Below are 20,827 nucleotides of genomic sequence, written 5' to 3' on the forward strand. Positions count from 1 at the left end.
CCGGCTACCGCCCGTCATACGCCGGTCGGTCGAAAAGCTCGCTGGTGCAGGTGCTGGTACGTGCCGTCCTCGTGCCGTAACAGCCGTCCGCCCGCGTGGCGCAGACCGCTCACTTCGCGCAGACCGCCTTGTCCGCCTCGACCCGCTGGAGCCCCTCGGGCGCCTGCTGCGGAGTCTCCGGCGCGCCGAGCGGCTTCCCGGGCTCCTTGAAGTCGGAGCCGAGCGTCAGCTTCATCGGCGTCCTCGGACCCGCGTCCACGGAACCCATCTTCAGAGCGGCGCCGGACAGCCCCATCATGTCCGCCAGCGCCCGGGCCTGGTCGGCCTGGTTCGGGGCGAACTCCAGCTGGGTGGCGCCCAGCCGGGTGGAGGCGTTGCCGTGGTTGCTGGCCTTGTGGACGCCCTTGGCGTTCTGCAGCCAGGTCAGGGTAGTGGAGGCCGACCCCGGGGGCCCGCCGCCGTTGTACACGTCCACCCGGACGTCCCCGGCGGGCGCGCGGTTGCCCTGGAGCACCGCGTCCTGCCGGCTCTTGGCGTCGGCGTCGGCCGCTTCCTTCGCCGCCGCCTCCTTCTTCTCGACCTCGGTGAGCGAGACGTCCCCGCGGATCATCTGGAGCAGCGGCTCGGCCTGCGCCGAGTTGAGGACCACGGTCGACTTGCGGTTCGCCGGCTCGTTCGGATTGTCGAGGACCGGGAGCGTGGTGAACGTGATGTTCTTGAGGTTCATGTCCTTCAGCTCACCGGCGAGATCGGTGAGCTTGCCGATCGACCCCAGCCCCTGGTCCACCGTCAGCGACTTGGTGGCCGCCTCCGCGAGCGACACGAACTTCTTCGGACTGGTCAGCGTCTCCTTGGACTTCATCTCCCGCATCATCGAACCCAGGAACTGCTGCTGGGTCTTGATCCGGTCCAGGTCGCTCTCGTTGCCGAACGCGTGCCGCGTCCGTACGAAGGCCAGCGCCTGCTCGCCCTGGAGGCGGTGCTCGCCCGCCTTCAGGCTCAGCTTGGAATCGCGGTCGTCGACGTCCTTCTCCACGCAGACGGGCACCCCGCCCACCGCCGTGCTCAGGTTCTTCACCGCGTTGAAGTCGACCATCATGAAGTTGTCGACCTCAAGGCCGGTCAGCTGCTTGACCGTGCGCATCGTGCAGCCCGGGTCGCGCCCTTCCTGGCCCAGGCTGTTGTTGAAGCGGGTGCCCTTGGTGCCGGGGATGTCCTTCACCGCACCGTTCGACTGCTTGGTCGGGCAGGCCGGGATGTCGGTGATCAGGTCGCGCGGGATGGACAGCGCCGTCGCGTTGCTGCGGTCCTTGGACACGTGGAAGAGGATCGTGGTGTCGGCGTGGCCGACGCTCTCCGCGTCCCCGTAGCCCTCGTTGCCCTTGCCGCTGCGCTTGTCGGTGCCGATCACCAGGATGTTGATCGGCTGGTCCTTCTTGAAACCGCCGCCCGCGCCACCGGTGTCGATGACCTTCAGGTTGCCGTTCAGGTGCTCGTAGTAGAGGTACGAGCCCAGCCCGCCGGCCACCAGCAGCAGCGCCAGGGTGCCGCCCGTCGCCACCAGGACCTTGCGGCGCCGGGGCCGGCCGCCGCCCTTGCGCGGGCGCCCGCCGCGCCTCCCGCCGGGCGTGCCCTCACCGCGGCGGGGCTTGGGTACGGCCGGGGAGGGGGCCGTCGGCGCGGAGGGGGCGGTGGCGGTTCTGCGGGATCTGCGGGGTGCGGCGACGGTCTGCTGCTGCGCAGCGGAATGCTCCAGTCGCAGTTCGTAGTTGCCGGTGCGGGGATTGAGCACCCACTGGTCTGCGGGGTCGATCTCGTCCGCCCGCCCACGGCTTTGCGCATCCACGGTTGCTCGAATCCTCCGTCGGTGCTTCGCGACGCGCCTCCCCCCAGGCACGCGGTCAACGATCCGGCTGCTGGTGCACGGCCCCTGTCACGGCCGGTGCACCGGATCGCTCACCTTATCCGGCCAGGTCAGCCCCAAACCATGCTGGTGACAAAATCCACTCCCTCTATAACGGGCCAAAGCGCCCATCGGGCTCGGTCCGGCCCCGGGCTTTTGGATTGCTTTACCGGCAGTCGGCCGCGGCCGCCGTGGTTCCCGTGAAAGTCGGCACCGGAGTGGCCGCCCCGGAGCCTCCGCTTGTCGCCGGCGCGGGCTCCCCCGAAGTCGCCGCCGGGCCGGTCGCCGTGGCCCGTCCGGCACCGTCCCGGACCGGCTCCGAGGACCGCGGACGGGGCTCCGGATCGGGTGCCGGATCGGGCTCCGGACGGACCTGCGGGTCGGGCTCCGGAGAGGTGATCGTCAGCGGCCGGTCCATGCGCAGCTGCTGGAACAGCCGGGCCGCGTCGGGCTCCACGAGCTCGTCCCGGTTGGGATCCGCCGCGTACGGGCGACGCGGCACGGTCAGGAACTTGACCTGCTCGGTCGGTATGTCCCGTACGCCCCGTACGAGTTCATACAGGTCGCGCAGCGACGCCAGCCCCGGATCGGTGGTCACCGAGGAGGTGGCCGCGTCCAGCAGCGGATACAGCCGCGCCGGGTTCAGCAGCACCCCGTTGCTCTTCACCTTCTCCACCAGCGAGCCCAGGAACTGCTGCTGGCGCTCCATCCGTTCGGTGTCGCTGCCGTCGCCCAGGCCGTACCGGGCCCGGACGAACCCGAGCGCCTGCTCGCCCTGGAGCAGCTGGCGCCCCGCCGGAAGCCTGAGGTGCGCCTCCTCGTCCACCACCGGCCGCTTCAGGCACACCTCCACCCCGCCGACCGCGTCGACCATCTTCTTGAACCCGCCGAAGTCCACCACCATGTGGTGGTCGATGCGGATCCGGGTCAGCCGTTCGACCGTACGGATCGTGCAGGCGGCCCCGCCCCACTGGAAGGCCCAGTTGAACTGCGCGAACCGCTCGCCGGTCCGGGTGCCGTCCGGCTTCAGGCAGCTCGGGACCTCCGCCATCAGGTCCCGGGGTATCGACACGGCCGTGGCGCTCCCGCGGTCCGCCGGAAGGTGCAGCAGGATCGTGGTGTCCGAGCGCTGGGTGCCCTGGTCCTGCCCGTAGCGCGAGTTGGCCGTGCCCGAGCGGGAGTCCGAGCCGATCAGCAGGATGTTCTGGGCGCCGGCCCCGAAGTGCGCCGGGCGCTCGCGCTCGTAGCGCCGCAGCTCGGCCTCGGCGGAGCTGTCCTCGGTGATGTTCCCGTCGAGCTTGGCGTACAGCCACCAGCCGGCCGCCGCCCCCGCCAGGACGAACAGGACGAGCCCCAGCCCGATCCAGCGCAGCAGCCGGCGCCGGCGCCCGTGCGGAGGCCTCCCGCTGCCTCCGTCAACACCGGCGCCGAACGGTATGCCCGCGCTGCCCGTCACTCGCGCTCCGTCCCCTCACCCTGTCGGCGACCAGCCGTACGGGTGAGTACGGCCTGGAGCCGATCCTGCCCCCGGGCGGCGTCGCGGGCCCGGGGGCAGGGGCCCGGCAAGGGCCATGTGGGTGACAAATGGCGGCGGAGCCGCCGTCCGGACGGATGCGGCCGGACCTCCGGCGGATGCGGCCGGACCCCGGTGGGTGGGGTCAGGCCCCGGCGGGTGGGGTCAGACCTTGAGGGTGACGCGCTCGCTCTCGACGCGCTGCTCCAGCGCCTCCGGCGACAGCGCGTCCAGGTTCCGGCACAGCACCACCGAGCCGCCCGTGGCCAGCGCCCCGTACAGCCCGGCCGACAGCCCCTCCCAGCTGTCGTAGCCCAGGCCCGACAGCACCCGGGCGCCCTCGCCCGCGCCCCGGCCGGCCGCGTCCGCCCGCGCCCGATCGACCACGTCCGCGTACGAGAGCTCCTCGCCGCCCACCACCAGGCCCGGGCCGTCGGCGTCGACCGGCGCGAAGGGCGCGAACCGGTCACCCTGCCCCGGAACCTCCACCGCGTAGTCCGCGAACCCGGCCGGCGGCTGCGGGAACCGCCCGCCCAGCGGACGCAGCGCGAGCGCGACCCGCTCCCCGGAGCAGGCACGGGCCTCCTCCAGGGTGTCGGGCCCGCTCACCACCAGGTCGGCACCGGCGGGATCCCCGCCCACCTCGGCGACCACCCCGACGGACGCACAGGCGAGCAGCCACACGGCGCTCTGCCAGTGCGCCGGGAGCAGCAGCGCGAGCCGGTCACCCGGCTCGGCGCCCAGGTCGCCCTGGAGCAGATTGGCGGTCTTGGCCACCCAATTGGCGAAGGTGGCGACGGACAATTCGACGCGCTCGCCCGTGGCGTCGTCGTAGAAGGTCACGAGCGGGCGGCCCGGATCGGCGGCGAGCGCGGATCGCAGCAGGTCGGCAGGGGTGCGGTCAGTGGCGTTCACCCGGCCCAGCGTACGCGGGCCCGTCCCCCGTACGGGGGGCGACGGCTCGTCCGTACGGGGGTGGGCGGCCGTACTGATCGTCGGACGGAGCGTCAGTTCTCCGATGGCGCTTCGTGGTGGCTGTGCCCAGCATCGCTTCCATGCGCGGATTTCTTGCTTCCTCCATCGCCGTCGCGACGGCTGCCGCACTGGCCCTGCCGCTCGCGCTATCCACTCCTGCCCTCGCAGAGTCGATCCCGGCTGACCCCGCCGGCTCCACCCAGTCGCTGCCGCTCGTCCCCCTGGCACCCTCGGGCGCCCGCATCCCCGGCGTGCCCGGCATGAGCGCCGCCCCGGACCCGGCCGAGACCCGGGGCCTGGGCGCGCGCGAGGTCAAGACGTTCTCGCTGGTCGGCGTCGTCTGGGACGACGTCAGCACCCCGCTCGTCGGCCGCGTCCAAGTCCGTACCCGCGCGGTGGCCACGAGGCAGTGGTCGCACTGGCAGGACATCGAGACCCACAACGGCGAACACGCCGCCGACCCCGACGCGATGGAACGCGGCACCGGCCGCGTCCGCGGCAGCACAGCCCCGCTGTGGGTCGGCGCCTCCGACGCCGTGGAGGTCCGCGTCCAGGCGGAGACCCCGGCCACCCGGTCGGCGTCCCGGCTGCCGTCGGGCATGCGGATCGAACTCGTCGACCCGGGGGCGGAGGCGCCCGTGGCCGTCCTGGACGGCAAGAACGGCGCCGGCGGCACCACGACCCGCCCGGCGCAGCGCCCCGCGGACGACCCGGACGACCCGGATGAGACGGACGACGGCAAGGGCGACACGGCGGTACAGACCGGCATGACCATGGAGATGGCGGAAGCCTCCTCCGCCAACCTCCCGCACGCCCCGCTCGGCGCACTGGAGATCCCGGCGCTGAACAAGGCGGACTCCACGGCCGACGCCGTCTTCGCGAGCGACGGCGAACTCACGGCCGCCGCCGCGCCGTACATCGGCCCCCGCCCGAAGATCGTGACCCGGCGCGGCTGGGGCGCGGACGAGTCCCTGCGCGAGACGGGCTTCGTCTACACCAGCACCGTCAAGGCCGCCTTCGTCCACCACACCGCCTCCGGCAACAACTACGCCTGCAAGGACGCCCCGGCGGTGCTGCGGAGCCTGTACCGCTACCACGTGGTGAGCAGCGGCTGGCGGGACTTCGGCTACAACTTCGCCGTCGACAAGTGCGGGACGGTCTACGAGGGCCGGGCGGGCGGAGTCGCGAAGCCGGTACTCGGCGCGCACACCATGGGGTTCAACGCCGACAGCATGGGCGTCGCGGTGATCGGCAGCTACACCTCCACCGCCCCGCCGGCCCCGGCGGTGGACGCGGTGGCACGCCTGACCGCCTGGAAGCTGGGCATCTTCGGGGCGGACCCGCGGGCGAAGACCACCCTGAAGTCGGGCGGCGGCAACCGCTACCCGAAGGGCAGCAACGTGAAGCTGAACGTCATCTCGGGCCACCGCGACGGCTTCGCCACCGAATGCCCCGGCCGCCTCCTCTACAAGCAGCTCCCCCCGACCCGCGCCTCGTCGGCGAAGCTCCAGGGACGGTAGGCGGAGTACGTCGCCTCGTGGCCCGGGCCCGCTATCTCCCCCTCGAGGGGTGGGGGCGGGGCGGTGGCTGCCCACCCGCCTCCTCGCCTGCGGGCCGGTGGGGTGGGGGCGGGATCTCCTCGGGCGGGATCAGAGAGGGTTTGGGGGTTTCCCGTCAGTCCCATCGTCCTTCCGGTTCGGGCCGGCCTGTCAAGGGCGCTCCCTTCGGTCGCGTCACTTCGTGATCGCCTTCGGCGACCCTTGACAGCCCGTCCCGCCCCGGAAAGACAAGGACTGCCGGGAAGCCCCCAAAAGAACGGCACGGTCCAGAGGGGGAGGGACGGGCCTGTCAGCGATGAGGCGGCGGGGCCGGGCCTTGGCCGGCCGGGCATCCGGGCCCCGTGATCCCTGGTCCAGGGCCGCGGCGCGACTATGCGCACGAGAGGTTGATCAGAGCGACCTGCGGAGCACCCAGGCGCACCAGATCGCTACGCGCTCCTCATTTCTCAGCGTCCGACGACCGTCTTGGGCTGATACCCGCACCAGAGGTTGATCAGAGCGGTGTGGGAAGCGGATGGGCGCGTGAGATCACTACGCGCGACCGTCTTGGCCGGCAAGAACATCAATTGGTGACTGGACAGTCCGCCCAGGCGTGCTTGGGAGTCCGTTGATGGACTGTCAGATGGCGAAAACCTGACGGGCTGCACGTTGGGATTCGGCCGAGAGAGGGCCGCACCGCTGCTCGTGGTGACGGCGATCTGCAAGTACCGGGGGACGGCCTTGCCTCTACATGAGTAACAGCGTCCCGCCGGGCAGGTCAACGCCACGCCATTCCGTGTCGGTCGCCGGGGTAGTGGTGCGTGATGACGGCCGGCTGCTGGCCATCCGCCGAGCCGACAACGGGACGTGGGAGCTGCCGGGCGGCGTGCTGGAGCCGGCGGAATCCCCTGAGGACGGCGTGCGGCGGGAAGTGCTGGAGGAACCGGCATCCTCGTCGAGGTAGACCGGCTCACCGGTGTGTACAAGAACATCACGGCAGGAGTGGTGGCACTGGGCTTCCGTTGCAAGCCTTCCGGTGGCACAGAACGCCTCTCTGGCGAAAGCACGGCAGTCCAGTGGCTCACACCCGATGAGGTGGCCGAGCGCATGTCCGAGGTCTACGCCATCCGGCTCCTGGACGCCCTCGACGGCAACAGCCCCCACGTGCGAAGCCATGACAGACGTCAACTGCTCACAGACCAGCCCCAGACCGCCGTCCGACGCCAAGATCAGAGGAGCGCGTAGCGATCTGACGCGCCTGGGGGCGCCGGAGGTCGCTTTCATCAGCCTCTCGTCCGCTTAGTCGCGCCCCGGCCCGGAATCTCGACTCTTGAGGGCCCGGATGCCCGGCGGGCCGGCGCCCGGCCCCTCGCCTGGTCCCTGACACGGCCGTCCCTTCTCCTCTGGACCGTGCCGTTCTTTTGGGGGTTTCCCGGCAGTCTTTCGGCTTTCCGGGGCGGGTCGGTCGGTCAAGGGTGGCCGAAGGCCATCGCGTAGCGACGCGACCGAAGGGAGCGCCCTTGAGGGACCGGCCCGAACCGGAAGGACGATGGGACTGACGGGAAACCCCCGAACCGGCCATGAGACCGCCCCAGGGGACACCGCTCCCCACCCCCACCGCCCCGCACCCGGGGAGGCGGGTCGGCAAACACCGCCCCGCCCCCACCCCTCAAGGGGGAGATAGCCGGCCCCAGCCGCGCGGGACCGGCCCCCGCCCCCGCCGGGCTACGCTCGACGCATGGCCGGCCGGTTCACCCCCTCCACCCCCTCCACCCGCACCACCGTTCGCGGTGGTCATGCCGCCGTGCCCGTGGGGCAGGGGCGGCCCGCAGGCGGCGGCGGGAAGACCCGCAGCTGGGACCCCGGAGCACCCGTGGACCTCGGGCTGGTGCTCGGCCCGCTCCGCCGGGGGCCCGGGGATCCGACGTTCCGGACCACCCCCGACGGTTCCGTCTGGCGTGCCACCCGTACCCCCGGCGGCCCCGCCACGCTGCGGGTCGCCGCCGGGCCCGGCGGGGTGGAGGCCGAGGCGTGGGGGGCGGGGCGGGAGTGGGTGCTCGACAACCTGCCCGCGCTGCTCGGAGCCGGCGACGATCCGGCCGCTTTCGTACCCCGGCACCGGCTGGTGCACGCCAGCCACCGCCGTCGGCCGGGGCTGCGGCTGACCCGTACCGGGCTGGTGCTGGAGTCGCTGATCCCGACCGTCCTGGAGCAGAAGGTCACCGCGGACGAGGCGTACCGCGCCTGGCGGCGGCTCGTCCGCCAGTACGGGGAGCCCGCGCCCGGGCCGATGGGAGGGGAGCTGTACGTGATGCCCGCCGCCCGGGACTGGGCGCTGATCCCCTCCTGGGACTGGCACCGGGCCGGGGTGGACATGAAGCGTTCGGGCACGATCGTGCGCGCCGCCCGGGTGGCCGCCCGGCTGGAGGAGGCGGCCGTGATGGAGCTGGGGCCGGCCGCCGCCCGGCTGGAGGCGGTGCCGGGCATCGGCCCGTGGACCTCCGCCGAGACCCTCCAGCGCAGCAACGGCGCACCCGACGCGGTGACCACCGGCGATCTGCACCTGCCCGGCATCATCGGCTTCGCCCTCGCGGGTGAGCGGGACGCCGACGACGCCCGGATGCTGGAGCTGCTGGCCCCGTACGAGGGGCAGCGCCACCGCGCGGCCCGGCTCGTGCTGCTGGCGGGCCGTACCCCACCCCGCCGCACGCCCCGGATGCCGCGCAGCGACATCGGCAGGCTGTAGGCAGCCGGTATCCCTACCGCACCTCGATGAACGCGTCCGGCGTCCGCGCCGGCCGTTCGGCGGCGGGCGCCGCCGGGTGGCCGACGGCGACGGCACCCATCGGGTCCCAGTGGTCGGGCAGCGCGAGCACCTTGCGGACCACGTCCCGGCAGAACATCGTCGAGGACACCCACGCGGAGCCGAGCCGTTCCCCGGCCAGGGCGACGAGGAAGTTCTGCACGCCCGCGCCCATGGCGACGACGAACATCTCCCGTTCGGCGGCGTCCCGCCGGGCGTGCCCGTAGTCGTGCGCGCCGTCCGTCACCATGCACGGCACGACCAGGTAGGGGGCGTTCCGCAGGACGTCGCCGCGCCGCACCCGCTTGGTGATGGACTCCTCGGACTTGCCGTCGCGCCGCAGGTCGGCGATCCAGGCGTCCCGCATCGCGTCGAGCAGTTCGAGGCGGGCCGCGGCCGACTCCAGCAGGACGAACCGCCACGGCGTGGTGTGGTGCGGTGCCGGGGCGGTGACGGCGGCGGCCACGGCGCGGCGTACGGCGCCGGGGTCGACGGGGTCGTCGGTGAAGTGGCGTACGGTGCGGCGCTGGGTGACGGCTTCCCGTACGGCTTCCGAGGTGCCCAGGCGGAACATGTCGTCGGCGGGCGCGCGGACCAGGTCGGCGGCCGTGGAGCCGTCGCCGAGTACGTGTCCGAGCCCGCGCACGACGGCCACGGGCAGCCCGGCGGCCTTTCCCTTGACCAGGTCACCGGCGGCGGCGAGCTCGTCGGCCGTCGCCACTATCGTCGCGCTGAGCGGGTTGCCGTGGGCGTCGGTGCCGCCGCGCAGGTCGTCCAGTACGCGCACGCCGGCGGAGCCGATGGCGACGTCGGTCAGCCCGGAGCGCCAGGGCCGGCCGAAGGTGTCGGTGACGATGACGCCGACGTCGACGCCGAGCGCGGCCCGCAGTCCGGCGCGGATCGCGGCGGCCGAGGCGTCGGGGTCCTCGGGCAGCAGCAGTACGGTGCCGGGTTCGGTGTTGGAGGCGTCGACGCCGGCCGCTGCCATGACCAGTCCCCGCCGGTCCTCGACGATCCGCAGCGTGCCGCGGCGCGCGACGACCCGTACGGTCTCGGCGTCTATGGCGTCCTCGCGGGAGTCGGCGCGGACGATGCGCCCCTCGGCCTTGGAGACGATCTTCGAGGTGACGAGCAGGACGTCTCCGTCGCGCAGGCCGGGCTCCGCGTCGGTGATGAGGCGGGCCAGGTCGTCCCCGGGCCGGACCTCCGGGATGCCGGGGACGGCCCGTACCTCGTAGGAGGGGACGGTCACCGGGCGGCCTCCGCGAGTTCCAGTGCGGCGCGGGCCATGGCGGCGGTGGTGTCGGTGTCGGTCATCATCAGCGGGACGGCCCGGCAGGGGATGCCGGCGGCTTCGACCTCGGTGACGGCGTCGGCGTCGGAGGTGTCGACGAGCCAGCCGTCGAGGAGGCCGGAGCCGTAGTGCCGGGCGACGGCCGCGGCGGTGGATTCGACGCCGACGGCGGCGAGGACCTTGTCGGCCATGCCCCGAACGGGTGCTCCGCCGACGATGGGGGAGAGGCCGACGACGGGTGCCGGGGAGGCGGTGAGCGCCTCGCGGATGCCGGGGACGGCCAGGATGGTGCCGATGGAGACGACGGGGTTGGACGGCGGGAAGAGGATGACGTCGGCGCCGGCGATGGCGTCGAGCACTCCGGGGGCGGGCTTGGACTGTTCGGCGCCGACGGGGACGACGGCTTCGGCGTCGAGGGAGGCGCGGAGCTTGACCCAGTACTCCTGGAAGTGGATGACGCGGCGCTCGCCGGTCTCCGGGTCGGTGACCGCCACGTGGGTCTCGACGCGGTCGTCGGACATGGGGAGCAGCCGGACGCCGGGCTGCCAGCGGTCGCAGAGGGCTTCGGTGACGGCGCTGAGCGGGTAGCCGGCGCCGATCATCTGGGTGCGGACGATGTGGGTGGCGAAGTCGCGGTCGCCGAGGCCGAACCAGGAGGGTCCGACCCCGTACGCCGCGAGTTCTTCCTTGACGGTGAAGGACTCGTCGGTGCGGCCCCAGCCCTGGTCCTCGTTGATGCCACCGCCGAGGGTGTACATCACCGTGTCCAGATCGGGGCACACCTTCAGCCCGAAGAGGTGGATGTCGTCACCGGTGTTGCCGATGACCGTGATGTCCGCGTCGGGGACGGCGGACTTGAGTCCGCGGAGGAAACGGGCGCCGCCGATGCCGCCGGCCAGAACAACAATGCGCATGCACCGCAGTGTGTCAGGCGGGTACGTGCTCCTCGCGGGCCGGGGAGCAGCTGTGCATCGGCATCTGGGTCAGGCCGGGGAAGTAGACGTGCAGGCTGACCGCTCCTTCGAGGGTGTCGTTGACGACCTCGTGGGCGTAGCCGGGGGCGAAGACGCGCTGGGAGCCGGCGCGGTGGCTGAGCCGGCCGCGGGGGGTGTGCTCGGTGAGCTCGCCGTCGAGGACGGTCAGGATGCCGGAGGAGCTGCCGTGGTCGTGGAGGCCGCTGCCCTGGCCGGGGACCCAGCTGAGCAGCCAGACCTCGTAGCCGGGGCCGGTGCGCAGGCGGTGGTACCAGCGGGTGGTGGCGTCGTACTGGACGAGGTGTTCCCAGTCGGCGCGGTCCTCGGCGATGGAACGGGCGAGGCCGGCGAACTCGGCGACGGTGACGGGGTGTTCGCGGGCGGGCTGGAGGAGGTGCTGGACGGCGAGGATGTCGCCGGCGATCTGGAGGTCGCTCTCGATGACGGCCTCTGCGGCGGCGGCCGGGGCCGGGGCGGCGGCCGGGGTGGTCGCGGGAGCGGTGGGAGCGGTGGGGACGGCGGAAGCTGCGGGGGCGCTGTTCATCGTGGGGGTGTCCTCGACGGGTGTCAGTCGTGCGGGGCGGTTGCTGTGGGGGAGTGGCCGGAGCTCGGCGGAGCCAGGGGCTCCGGAGGCATCAACAGCTGCAACAGCAACAGCGAACCTGGGCAGCGCACAGGAACCCACGAATGGGGGTCCGGGTGGCGGCTGCGGGCGCTGACATGAGGACAAGGAGACCGGGCGGAGGGCCGGACTGTCAACCCAATGTCCGGTTTGAGGGAAAAGTTTCACCTCATCCGGTTGCTGTGCGCGGAGAAAGGTTTGTGCATTCACGGCCAGGGGATGTGCCGCTCCAAGCCGCGGGAACCGACCTCAAACCCGTTGGCGTCACTCGTGATCGGAATGTGATCTCGGCTGCATCTTCGGCCGAATCGCAACCCCTCCTCGGGGTGACGCGTCGACCTCGAACGAGGGTGGCAGTCGCGGACAGCCTGTGGCTTGTGTCACGATTTTTGGCGATATGAACACTTTCTGTATACGCTTGGTTCCGCAGAGTGAATAAGGGCCCCAATAGCAGATCTCGGCTTGACTGCACAGGAGCCACACACTTGTAATTTCACTCGTGTCGTTGCTCGGCGATCAGTAACGGCAACATCACGGGGACGCACAGACAGAGCGAGGGGCGCACATGACCGAGCTGTTTCAGGAACTGCTGGTCGAAGAGGCGGACGAGGAGCTCGGTTGGCAGGAGCGCGCACTGTGCGCGCAGACCGACCCCGAATCCTTCTTTCCCGAGAAGGGCGGCTCCACCCGCGAAGCCAAGAAGGTCTGCCTCGCCTGCGAGGTCCGCTCCGAATGCCTTGAGTACGCCCTCGCCAACGACGAGCGATTCGGCATCTGGGGCGGGCTGTCCGAGCGCGAGCGGCGGCGGCTGAAAAAGGCCGCGGTCTGAGAGCGGCGGCGACCGGCGATCCGAAACGGTCCCGGAGCACCAACGAAAGCAACGGAAACAACGACAGACTGAGCAAACGGTCCGCCTCCCGCACCTTCCCCGCAGGAGGCGGACCGTCGCGTTCCGGACCTTCTCCCGACGCGGCGTACCCTCCCCTTCCCAGCCGTTAGTGTGGGGCGCTGTCCAGCAGCCTCCGAGGGCACAACACCCCCGGATCCCCAGGCCGGAGGGCCCGTACCGCGATGTCCCCGCACAGCAGCTCGCAGGCCTCCCAGCAGGCGGCCGCCACCCCCGAGTTCCCCCGGCACGTCGTCACCGCGGTCCTCGTCGCCCACGACGGAGCCCGCTGGCTGCCCGAGACCCTCGCAGGACTCCTCGCCCAGGAACGCCCCGCGCAGAACCACCTCGCCGCCGACACCGGCAGCGCCGACGACTCCGCCCGCCTCCTCACCGAAGCCCTCGGCGACGACCGCGTCCTGCACCTCGCCCGCCGCACCGGATTCGGCGCCGCCGTCGACGAGGCCGCCCGCAGCGCCGGCACCCTCACCCCCGAGGAACTCCCCTACCTCAAGCGCCCCAGCGGATGGGACCCCGTCAGCCGCACCTGGCGCGACGACGCCTACGACCTCCCCGACTTCCCCCACGGCGAACCCGTCCAGTGGCTCTGGCTGCTCCACGACGACAGCGCACCCGAACCCGACGCCCTCACCGAACTGCTGCGCGTCGCCGACGGCAACCCCGACGCCGCCGTCATCGGCCCCAAACTCCGCGGCTGGTACGACCGCAAGCAGCTCCTCGAAGCCGGCGTCACCATCGCCCGCAGCGGCCGCCGCTGGACCGGCCTCGACCGCCGCGAACAGGACCAGGGCCAGCACGACCAGGTCCGCCCCGTCCTCTCCGTCTCCACCGCGGGCATGCTCGTACGCCGCGACGTGTACGACGCCCTCGGCGGCTTCGACCGCCGACTGCCCCTGATGCGCGACGACGTCGACCTCTGCTGGCGCGCCCACAGCGCAGGCCACACCGTCCTCGTCGCCCCCGACGCCGTCCTGCGGCACGCCGAAGCCGCCGCCCGCGAACGCCGCACCGTCGACTGCGCCGGCCGCTCCGCCGTCAGCCCCCACCGCGTCGACAAGGCCGGCGCCGTCCACACCATGCTGGCCAACACCCCCGGCCGCGCCCTGCCCTACGTACTGCTGCGCCTGGTCCTCGGCACCCTGCTGCGCACCCTCGGCTACCTCGTCGGCAAAGCCCCCGGCCAGGCCGTCGACGAACTCACCGGACTCCTCGTAACCCTGCTGCGCCCCGGCCGGATCCTCACCGCCCGCAAGGCCCGCCGCCGCCCCGCGGTCGCCGCCGCCGAACTCCGCACCCTCTTCCCCCCGCCCGGCGCCACCCTGCGCGCGAGCGCCGAACAGCTCGCCGCCTACCTCGGCTCCGGACGCGACAGCGACCCCGCCCCCGCCGGCCGGCACGGCGGCGCCCTAGAACCCGGCCCCGTCGACGACGCCGACTACCTCGACACCAGCCGGCCCGGCCGGCTCAAGCGGATCGCCCGCAACCCCTCACCCGCCCTCGTCGCCGGCCTCCTCCTGGTCTCCCTCGTCGCCTGCCGCGCCCTCATCGGCGGCGGCAGCCTCATGGGCGGCGCCCTGCTCCCCGCCCCCTCCGGCGCGGGCGGCCTCTGGCACACCTACACCGGCGACTGGCAGAGCGTCGGCACCGGCACCACCGCCGGCGCACCCCCCTACCTGGCGGTCCTCGCCGGCCTGTCCGCCCTCTTCCTCGGCTCCACCCAGGCCGCCCTGACCCTGCTCCTCGTCTGCTCGGTCCCGCTCGCCGGCCTCACCGCCTACTTCGCCTCCCGGCCCCTCGTCACCTCCCGGCTGCTGCGCGCCTGGGCCGCCGTCGGCTACGCCTTCCTCCCCGCCGTCACCGGCGCCCTCGCCGGCGGCCGCCTCGGCACCGCCGTCCTCGCCGTGCTCCTGCCGCCCATCGCCCGCTCCGCCGCCACCGCCCACGGCTTCACCGGCGCCGAGCCGGGCGGCGGCCGCCGCGCGGTGTGGACGTACACCCTCCTGCTCACCCTGGCCACCGCCTTCACCCCCGTCGTGTGGCCCCTCGCCGCCGTCCTCGGCACCGCCGCGGTCCTCGCACGCCGCGCGCACTGGAAGACGTACGCCCCCCGCCTGCTCGCCACCCTCGCCGTCCCCCTGGCCGTCCTCGCGCCCTGGTCCCTCGGCCTGCTCAGCCACCCCGGCCGCTTCCTGCGCGAGGCCGGACTGCCCTACGGCACCGGCTCCGCCACCCCCCTCGGCCTCCTCACCGCCGACCCCGGCGGACCCGGCACCACCGGCCGGCTGCTCCTCACCGGCGTGCTGCTCGCCGCCCTCGCCGCCCTGCTCCGCGCCGACCGGCGGTTCGCCGTCCGCACCGCCTGGACCGCGGCCCTCGCCGGACTGCTCCTGGCCGTCCTCCTCAACCGCTCCGGCTGGGGCGGCCCCGGCACCCTCCTGTACGGGCTCGGGCTGCTCGCGGCCGCCGTGCTCGGCGCGGACGGCGCCAAGTACCGCGTCGCCGCCCGCAGCTTCGGCTGGCGCCAGCCGCTCGCCGCCCTGACCGCCCTCGCCGCCGCGGCCGGCCCGCTGCTCCTCGCCGCCGCCTGGGCGGCGGCCGGCGCCGACGGACCGATCAAGCGGCGCGACCCCGTCCAGGTCCCGGCCGTCGTCGCCGAGCACTCCAACGACACCAACCGCACCCGCACCCTGGTCCTCGGCGGAGACTCGCCCGCCACCGTCTCCTACGCCCTGGTCCGCGGCTCCGGCGCCCGCCTCGGCGACGGCGAGCTCCTCGCCGCCGCCGGCCCCGAACCCCGCCTCGCCAAAGCCGTCTCCGGCCTGGTCTCCGGCTCCGGGGCCAACCAGTCCGAGCAGCTCAGCGCCTTCGCCGTGCGCTACGTGATGACCCCGGCCGGCGGCTCCGCCCCCATGCGCCGCATCCTCGACGGCACCCCCGGCCTCAAACAGCGCCACCAGAACGATGGCACCGCCCTGTGGGAGGTCGAACGGCTGACCTCCCGCGTCGCGATCGTCCCCGCCCGACAGGGCCAGACCGCCACCCTCACCGTCGAAGCCGGTCCCGTCGAGGTCCACGCCGACCTCCCGGCCGGCCCCGAAGGCCGCACCCTGCGCATCGCCGACCGGGCCGACGCGGGCTGGCGGGCCACCCTCGACGGCGAGCCCCTCACCCCCAGGACGGTCGACGGCTGGGCGCAGGGCTTCGCACTGCCCACCGACGCCGGCCACCTCGACCTGGTCCACCAGGACTCCTTCCCCCGCATCGCCTGGCACTGGGCACAGGGCTCCCTCGTCCTGCTGCTGCTCGTGATGGCCCTGCCCGGCCGCCGCGCCCGCCTCGACGACGACCTGCCCGAGGAGACCGCGCCCGGCGCCGCCCCCGGGGACCGCCCCGGCGAGCCCGGCCACGGCCGCCGCCGCCGGACCGGCACGGCCGCCGCGCCCGACCCCGAGCCGGTGCCCGCCGAGGCCGTCGTCGACCCGTACGCGCAGATCCCCGCGCAGCAGGTCTACGGCGAGGAGTCGTACGCCTACCAGGAGCCCTACCCGTACGAGGCGCAGCGGCCGCACCAGCCGGAGCCCGCCCACGACGCCTACGGGCAGTACCCCGGGCAGTACCCCCACCCCGGGGCACAGCCGCACTTCCCGCAGCAACAGCAGCCCCCCGCCCACGAGTACGAGCAGCGGTACGACGCCTACGGACAGCACCACCCGCGTCCGGACGGGAGCCACCAGCAGTGAAGCAGCGCGCCCCCCTGACGCTCGCGGCCGTGACGGCGGCGCTGGCCGCCGCCACCGGGCTGGCCTTCCTCACGGCCCCCGCCGCCACCCCGGCCGGCGCCGCCGCCGGGCGGGCGGCCGCCGCCCGGATGCCGGTGGAGCGGTCCGTGCTGGTGTGCCCCGCGCCCAGCTCCTCCGACATCGCCGAGACGACGTACACCTCCCTCACCCCCGGCGAGGGCGGCGGCGCCGGCACGGCCCGGCTGGCCGACAAGGACGGCAAGGCGGTCCTGGAGCCCAAGGAGCCCGGCAAGCCCGTCTCGGCCACCGCCTCCGGCGCGGAGGCACCGGCGCTGACGGGCGCAGCCGAGGGCGCCCTGGCCCCCGGCTGGACCGCCCAGCAGACCACCAAGGTCTCCGTCGGCCACGCGCGCGGCCTGCTCGGGCTGGCCTGCACCGCGCCCGGCACCGACTTCTGGTTCCCCGGCGTCAGCACCGCCAAGGGCCGCCAGGACTACGTCCACCTCACCAACCCCGACGACACCGTCGCCGAGGTGGCCGTCAAGCTCCACGGCCCCGACGGCCTGCTCAAGGACAAGCCGGGCACCCCCGACCCCGTCTACGAGGTCGCCCCCCGGTCCACCACCAAGGTGTCGCTGTCCCAGCTGGCCCCCGACAGCCAGCTCGCGGACGCCACCGCGCACGTCACGGCGCGCTCCGGCCGGGTCGGCGCATCCACCCACGTCGCCGAGGACGGCACCGGCACCGACTGGCTCCCCGCCTCCGCGGGCCCGGCGGACACCCTCGTCCTGCCCGGCATCCCGGCCGACGCCACCTCCGTACGGCTGGTCGCCTTCGCCCCCGGCGAGGACGACGCCGACCTCACCGTGAAGCTGTCCGGCCCGACCGGCACCATCAGCCCGGCCGGCAAGGAGCGCCTCCACCTCAAGGGCGGCATGACCGCGGTCCTGGACCTCGGCGACGTGACCCGGGGCGAGGCCGGCTCCCTGCTGCTGGCCCCCGCCGACCCGGAGAAGGCCGTACCCGTCGTCGCCGCCCTGCGCGTGGTCCGCGGCACCGCCGCCAAACAGGACCTGGGCTTCGTCCCCGCGAGCACCCCCGTCGGCGAGCGGGCCACCGTCACCGACAACCGGGCCGACGACAGGAGCACCGTCCTCACCCTCACGGCCTCCGGCGCCGACGCGAAGGTCCGCGTCACCGCCTCCCCGGGCACCGAGGGCGGGCAGCCCGCCGCCCAGGAGATCACCCTCAAGGCCGGCACCACCCGCGCGGTGACCCCGCCGCCGGCCCCCTCCGGCGGCAAGGGCCCGTACGCCCTGACCGTCGAGACCCTGTCCGGCGGCCCCGTCCACGCGGCCCGCACCCTGACCCTGCCGCACGACGGGGTCCCGATGTTCACCGTCCAGGCCTTCGGCGACGACCGCTCCACGGTCTCGGTCCCCAAGGCCGCCGAGGACCCCTCGATCCTGCTGCGCTGAGCCCGCGGGCCCGGCACCCCCGGTACGGGCGCGTCAGTCCTGCCCGTACCGGGGGTCCACCGTCTCCGGCGACAGCCCGAGCAGCTCCGCGACCTGCTCCACCACGATCTCGTGCACCAGCAGCGCCCGCTCGTCCCGCGTCTTCGCCCGGATCTCCACCGGCCGCCGGAACACCACGATCCGCGCCGGCTTCCCGTCCCGGGCCTCCACCAGCCCGCCCAGCGGCACCGCCTCGTCGTTCCAGCCCGCGTCGGGGCCGCCCGGCGGACCCGGCACGTCCGCGATCACGAACTCCACCTCGGCCAGCTGCGTCCAGCGCCGCTCCAGCCGCTCCACGGAATCCCGTACGAGGTCCCCGAACAGCTCCGCCCGGCTCGCGGCCAGCGGCACCTGCGGCGGGGCCAGCGGCCCGCGCATCCCCCGGCCGTGCCGGTCGCGCCGCCGCTGCCGCGGCTCGGAGGGGGCCGAGGCGGGAACCGCCGGGCGGGGGGGAAGCGAACTGTCCGTCACCCCCGCAGGGTAGCCCTCACGCGCCGGCCAGGACCCGATACGGTCACGACCTGGTGTCACGTCGGTGTCACCGCCCGAACGATCCGGCCAAGATCGGGCCGCATTACCGACCCGTTGCCCCTCTTCGTCACCCGCAGCGGAGCACGGGCGGGAGTACGACACGGGGGAGCGGCCCGGGGTGAGTCGTCGCGGCCCGGTCAAGAGTGCGGTACCGTCCAACGTCGTGAGCCTTGTACGTCGCTGTTCGCGCACCGCGTGCGGCCGCCCTGCCGTCGCCACACTGACGTACGTCTACGCCGACTCGACCGCAGTTCTCGGCCCGCTCGCCACCTACGCCGAACCCCACTGCTATGACCTGTGCGCCGAGCACTCCGAGCGCCTGACCGCCCCGCGCGGCTGGGAAGTCGTGCGCCTGTCGGACGGTTCCGGGCCGTCCCGCCCCAGCGGCGACGACCTCGAAGCCCTGGCCAACGCCGTCCGCGAGGCGGCCCGTCCGCCCGAGCGCGCGGCCGGGGCCGGCGGGTCCGGACCGGGTGCCCCCGTGGCCGGCGAGACGCGCCGCGGACACCTGCGCGTCCTGCGTTCGCCCGATTCCTGACGCACGGATCGTCTGAAAAGCCGCTCTGCGTACAAGGTAGGTTTGCTCCACCGCACAGAACCTTCAGGAGGGCAGGCAGTGGCCGCAGATCTTTCGAACATCGTCAAGGCGTACGACGTACGTGGCGTCGTACCCGACGAGTGGGACGAGCCCCTGGCAGAACTGTTCGGTGCTGCGTTCGTCGAGGTCACCGGCGCCACGGCGATCGTGGTCGGTCACGACATGCGGCCCTCCTCGCCCGGCCTGTCCGCCGCCTTCGCCCGGGGCGCGGCCGCCCGCGGCGTCGACGTCACCCTGATCGGCCTGTGCTCCACCGACCAGCTGTACTACGCCTCCGGCAAGCTGGACCTGCCCGGCGCCATGTTCACCGCCTCGCACAACCCGGCCCAGTACAACGGCATCAAGCTGTGCCGCGCCGGCGCCGCGCCCGTGGGCCAGGACACCGGCCTCGCCACCATCCGCGAGCTCGCCGAGAAGTGGACCGACGAGGGCGCCCCGGAGATCCCCGCCGGCACCGTCCCGGGCACCATCACCGAGCAGGACACCCTCACCGGCTACGCCGAGCACCTCAAGGGCCTGGTCGACCTGACCGCCATCCGCCCGCTGAAGGTGGTCGTCGACGCGGGCAACGGCATGGGCGGCCACACCGTCCCCACCGTCTTCGAGGGCCTCCCGCTGGACCTCGTCCCCATGTACTTCGAGCTGGACGGGACCTTCCCGAACCACGAGGCCAACCCCCTCGACCCGAAGAACATCGTCGACCTCCAGGCCCGCGTGCTCGCCGAGGGCGCCGACCTGGGCCTCGCCTTCGACGGCGACGCCGACCGCTGCTTCGTCGTCGACGAGCGCGGCGAGGGCGTCTCCCCGTCCGCCATCACGGCCCTGGTCGCGGCCCGCGAGCTGGCCCGCAACGGCGGCACCGGCACGATCATCCACAACCTGATCACCTCCTGGTCCGTGCCGGAGGTCGTCAAGGAGAACGGCGGCACCCCGGTCCGCACCCGCGTCGGCCACTCGTTCATCAAGCAGGAGATGGCCACCACCGGCGCCATCTTCGGCGGCGAGCACTCCGCGCACTACTACTTCAAGGACTTCTGGAACGCGGACACCGGCATGCTCGCCGCGCTCCACGTCCTCGCCGCCCTCGGCGGCCAGGAGGGCACCCTCTCCGCCCTCGTCGCCGAGTACGACCGCTACGTCGGCTCCGGCGAGATCAACTCCACCGTCGCCGACCAGGCCGCCCGCACCGCCGAGGTCAAGGCCGCCTACGCCGGCCAGGACGGCATCACCTTCGACGAGCTGGACGGCCTCACGGTCTCCGCCGCCGACTGGTGGTTCAACCTCCGCCCCTCCAACACCGAGCCGCTCCTGCGCCTCAACGTGGAGGCCCGCGACGAGGCCACCCTGGCCAAGATCCGCGACGAGGTCCTCGCCCTCGTCCGCGCCTGACGCCCGGCCGGCGTTCGAGAGGGGTCCGGGGGCACCGCCCCCGTTCCCCGCGCCGGCAACGATTCCGGCCGGGCCGGTACATCCGGCCGGGCCGGCCGATCCAGCCCCGCGGCGTTCGAGGCGCGGGGGCCCGGGGGCAGAGCCCCCTCGGGGTCCCCCCGGACGGAGTCCGGGGGAGGCGCCGCACCAGAAACCGTGCACCCCGCCGGCAGGGCAACCCGGGACGGCGGGCCCAGCCCGACACCCTTCAGGCCGCACGCCCAGTGACTCGGCGGTACGCTGACCTCGCCCAATCCGCGATAAGCGATCCGCATCCCCGAAGGGAACCGCCCATGCCGCTCGAAGCCGGCCTGCTGGAGATCCTCGCCTGCCCCGCCTGCCACGCCCCCCTCCGGGACGAGTCGGCGGACGAGACCACCCCCGAGCTGATCTGCACCGGCCAGGACTGCGGTCTCGCGTACCCGGTCCGCGACGGCATCCCGGTGCTCCTCGTGGACGAGGCCCGCCGCCCCGCCTGACCGGC

At 73.5% G+C, this 20,827-nt stretch carries 15 protein-coding genes and 1 pseudogene; 9 read left to right on the forward strand and 7 right to left on the reverse strand.

Annotated features, from left to right (window positions below; genetic code table 11):
* Positions 1 to 109: 109 nt before the first annotated feature.
* The 3 genes from ACZ518_RS27785 to ACZ518_RS27795 all read right to left on the reverse strand — a co-directional run bounded on the left by ACZ518_RS27785 (position 110) and on the right by ACZ518_RS27795 (position 4,331).
* The gene (locus ACZ518_RS27785) at positions 110 to 1,846 is read right to left on the reverse strand and encodes an LCP family protein (protein WP_469115725.1); all 1,737 of its coding nucleotides are present in this window, start codon (positions 1,844 to 1,846) and stop codon (positions 110 to 112) included.
* 223 nt (positions 1,847 to 2,069) lie between these two features.
* Positions 2,070 to 3,359, reverse strand: a complete 1,290-nt coding sequence (locus tag ACZ518_RS27790; protein ID WP_469115726.1) for an LCP family protein — start codon at positions 3,357 to 3,359, stop codon at positions 2,070 to 2,072.
* A gap of 222 nt (positions 3,360 to 3,581) precedes the next feature.
* Positions 3,582 to 4,331, reverse strand: coding sequence for a TIGR03089 family protein (locus tag ACZ518_RS27795; protein ID WP_469115727.1), 750 nt, complete (start codon positions 4,329 to 4,331; stop codon positions 3,582 to 3,584).
* A 140-nt stretch (positions 4,332 to 4,471) separates the two neighbouring features.
* Here ACZ518_RS27795 and ACZ518_RS27800 point away from each other — a divergent pair, with 140 nt between their 5' ends.
* From ACZ518_RS27800 to ACZ518_RS27810, 3 genes and pseudogenes are all read left to right on the forward strand, one after another.
* On the forward strand, positions 4,472 to 5,911 hold the full coding sequence (locus ACZ518_RS27800; RefSeq protein WP_469115728.1) for a peptidoglycan recognition protein family protein: 1,440 nt from the start codon (positions 4,472 to 4,474) through the stop codon (positions 5,909 to 5,911).
* A 769-nt stretch (positions 5,912 to 6,680) separates the two neighbouring features.
* A pseudogene (locus ACZ518_RS27805) lies at positions 6,681 to 7,174 on the forward strand (NUDIX hydrolase).
* A 493-nt stretch (positions 7,175 to 7,667) separates the two neighbouring features.
* A complete protein-coding gene (locus ACZ518_RS27810; RefSeq protein WP_469115729.1) occupies positions 7,668 to 8,675 on the forward strand; it encodes a DNA-3-methyladenine glycosylase family protein in 1,008 nt (335 codons plus the stop codon).
* Between the two features lie 13 nt (positions 8,676 to 8,688).
* On the opposite strand, the gene ACZ518_RS27815 is transcribed toward ACZ518_RS27810, so the two are convergent.
* Genes ACZ518_RS27815 through ACZ518_RS27825 form a run of 3 tightly spaced genes read right to left on the reverse strand, consistent with a single transcriptional unit; the run spans position 8,689 to position 11,544 of the window.
* Positions 8,689 to 9,984 carry a coenzyme F420-0:L-glutamate ligase gene (locus tag ACZ518_RS27815; protein ID WP_469115730.1) on the reverse strand — a complete coding sequence of 432 codons (1,296 nt, stop codon included), beginning with the start codon at positions 9,982 to 9,984 and terminating at the stop codon, positions 8,689 to 8,691.
* Entirely contained in the window at positions 9,981 to 10,940 is a 960-nt protein-coding gene (gene cofD / locus ACZ518_RS27820; RefSeq protein WP_469115731.1) for a 2-phospho-L-lactate transferase, read from the reverse strand. The genes ACZ518_RS27815 and cofD overlap by 4 nt, the downstream gene beginning before the upstream one ends.
* A gap of 13 nt (positions 10,941 to 10,953) precedes the next feature.
* Positions 10,954 to 11,544 carry a cysteine dioxygenase gene (locus ACZ518_RS27825; RefSeq protein ID WP_469115732.1) on the reverse strand — a complete coding sequence of 197 codons (591 nt, stop codon included), beginning with the start codon at positions 11,542 to 11,544 and terminating at the stop codon, positions 10,954 to 10,956.
* 643 nt (positions 11,545 to 12,187) lie between these two features.
* On the opposite strand from ACZ518_RS27825, the gene ACZ518_RS27830 reads away from it, so the two are divergent.
* The 3 genes from ACZ518_RS27830 to ACZ518_RS27840 all read left to right on the forward strand — a co-directional run bounded on the left by ACZ518_RS27830 (position 12,188) and on the right by ACZ518_RS27840 (position 17,747).
* Positions 12,188 to 12,451 (forward strand): WhiB family transcriptional regulator, encoded by a 264-nt coding sequence (locus ACZ518_RS27830; RefSeq protein WP_003983763.1) that lies wholly within the window; start codon positions 12,188 to 12,190, stop codon positions 12,449 to 12,451.
* A 242-nt stretch (positions 12,452 to 12,693) separates the two neighbouring features.
* The gene (locus ACZ518_RS27835) at positions 12,694 to 16,269 is read left to right on the forward strand and encodes a glycosyltransferase family 2 protein (RefSeq protein ID WP_469115733.1); all 3,576 of its coding nucleotides are present in this window, start codon (positions 12,694 to 12,696) and stop codon (positions 16,267 to 16,269) included.
* Positions 16,266 to 17,747 carry a DUF5719 family protein gene (locus tag ACZ518_RS27840; protein ID WP_469115734.1) on the forward strand — a complete coding sequence of 494 codons (1,482 nt, stop codon included), beginning with the start codon at positions 16,266 to 16,268 and terminating at the stop codon, positions 17,745 to 17,747. The genes ACZ518_RS27835 and ACZ518_RS27840 overlap by 4 nt, the downstream gene beginning before the upstream one ends.
* Positions 17,748 to 17,780: 33 nt before the next feature.
* On the opposite strand, the gene ACZ518_RS27845 is transcribed toward ACZ518_RS27840, so the two are convergent.
* The gene (locus ACZ518_RS27845) at positions 17,781 to 18,257 is read right to left on the reverse strand and encodes a metallopeptidase family protein (protein ID WP_469115735.1); all 477 of its coding nucleotides are present in this window, start codon (positions 18,255 to 18,257) and stop codon (positions 17,781 to 17,783) included.
* Between the two features lie 178 nt (positions 18,258 to 18,435).
* On the opposite strand from ACZ518_RS27845, the gene ACZ518_RS27850 reads away from it, so the two are divergent.
* The 3 genes from ACZ518_RS27850 to ACZ518_RS27860 all read left to right on the forward strand — a co-directional run bounded on the left by ACZ518_RS27850 (position 18,436) and on the right by ACZ518_RS27860 (position 20,822).
* Entirely contained in the window at positions 18,436 to 18,855 is a 420-nt protein-coding gene (locus tag ACZ518_RS27850) for a DUF3499 domain-containing protein (RefSeq protein WP_469115736.1), read from the forward strand.
* Positions 18,856 to 18,933: 78 nt separating this feature from the next.
* On the forward strand, positions 18,934 to 20,304 hold the full coding sequence (locus ACZ518_RS27855) for a phosphomannomutase/phosphoglucomutase (RefSeq protein ID WP_469115737.1): 1,371 nt from the start codon (positions 18,934 to 18,936) through the stop codon (positions 20,302 to 20,304).
* A gap of 332 nt (positions 20,305 to 20,636) precedes the next feature.
* Positions 20,637 to 20,822, forward strand: coding sequence for a Trm112 family protein (locus ACZ518_RS27860; RefSeq protein ID WP_469115738.1), 186 nt, complete (start codon positions 20,637 to 20,639; stop codon positions 20,820 to 20,822).
* Positions 20,823 to 20,827 lie beyond the last annotated feature (5 nt).

This window comes from Streptomyces sp. NPDC033966 (genome assembly GCF_055575955.1).

Bases quoted from the DNA above. Each gene is read 5' to 3' on its own strand.
- ACZ518_RS27810 (WP_469115729.1), top strand. From the start codon at position 7,668: ATGGCCGGCCGGTTCACCCCCTCCACCCCCTCCACCCGCACCACCGTT.
- ACZ518_RS27800 (WP_469115728.1), top strand. From the start codon at position 4,472: ATGCGCGGATTTCTTGCTTCCTCCATCGCCGTCGCGACGGCTGCCGCA.
- ACZ518_RS27860 (WP_469115738.1), top strand. From the start codon at position 20,637: ATGCCGCTCGAAGCCGGCCTGCTGGAGATCCTCGCCTGCCCCGCCTGC.
- cofD (WP_469115731.1), bottom strand. From the start codon at position 10,940: ATGCGCATTGTTGTTCTGGCCGGCGGCATCGGCGGCGCCCGTTTCCTC.
- ACZ518_RS27835 (WP_469115733.1), top strand. From the start codon at position 12,694: ATGTCCCCGCACAGCAGCTCGCAGGCCTCCCAGCAGGCGGCCGCCACC.
- ACZ518_RS27825 (WP_469115732.1), bottom strand. From the start codon at position 11,544: ATGAACAGCGCCCCCGCAGCTTCCGCCGTCCCCACCGCTCCCACCGCT.
- ACZ518_RS27830 (WP_003983763.1), top strand. From the start codon at position 12,188: ATGACCGAGCTGTTTCAGGAACTGCTGGTCGAAGAGGCGGACGAGGAG.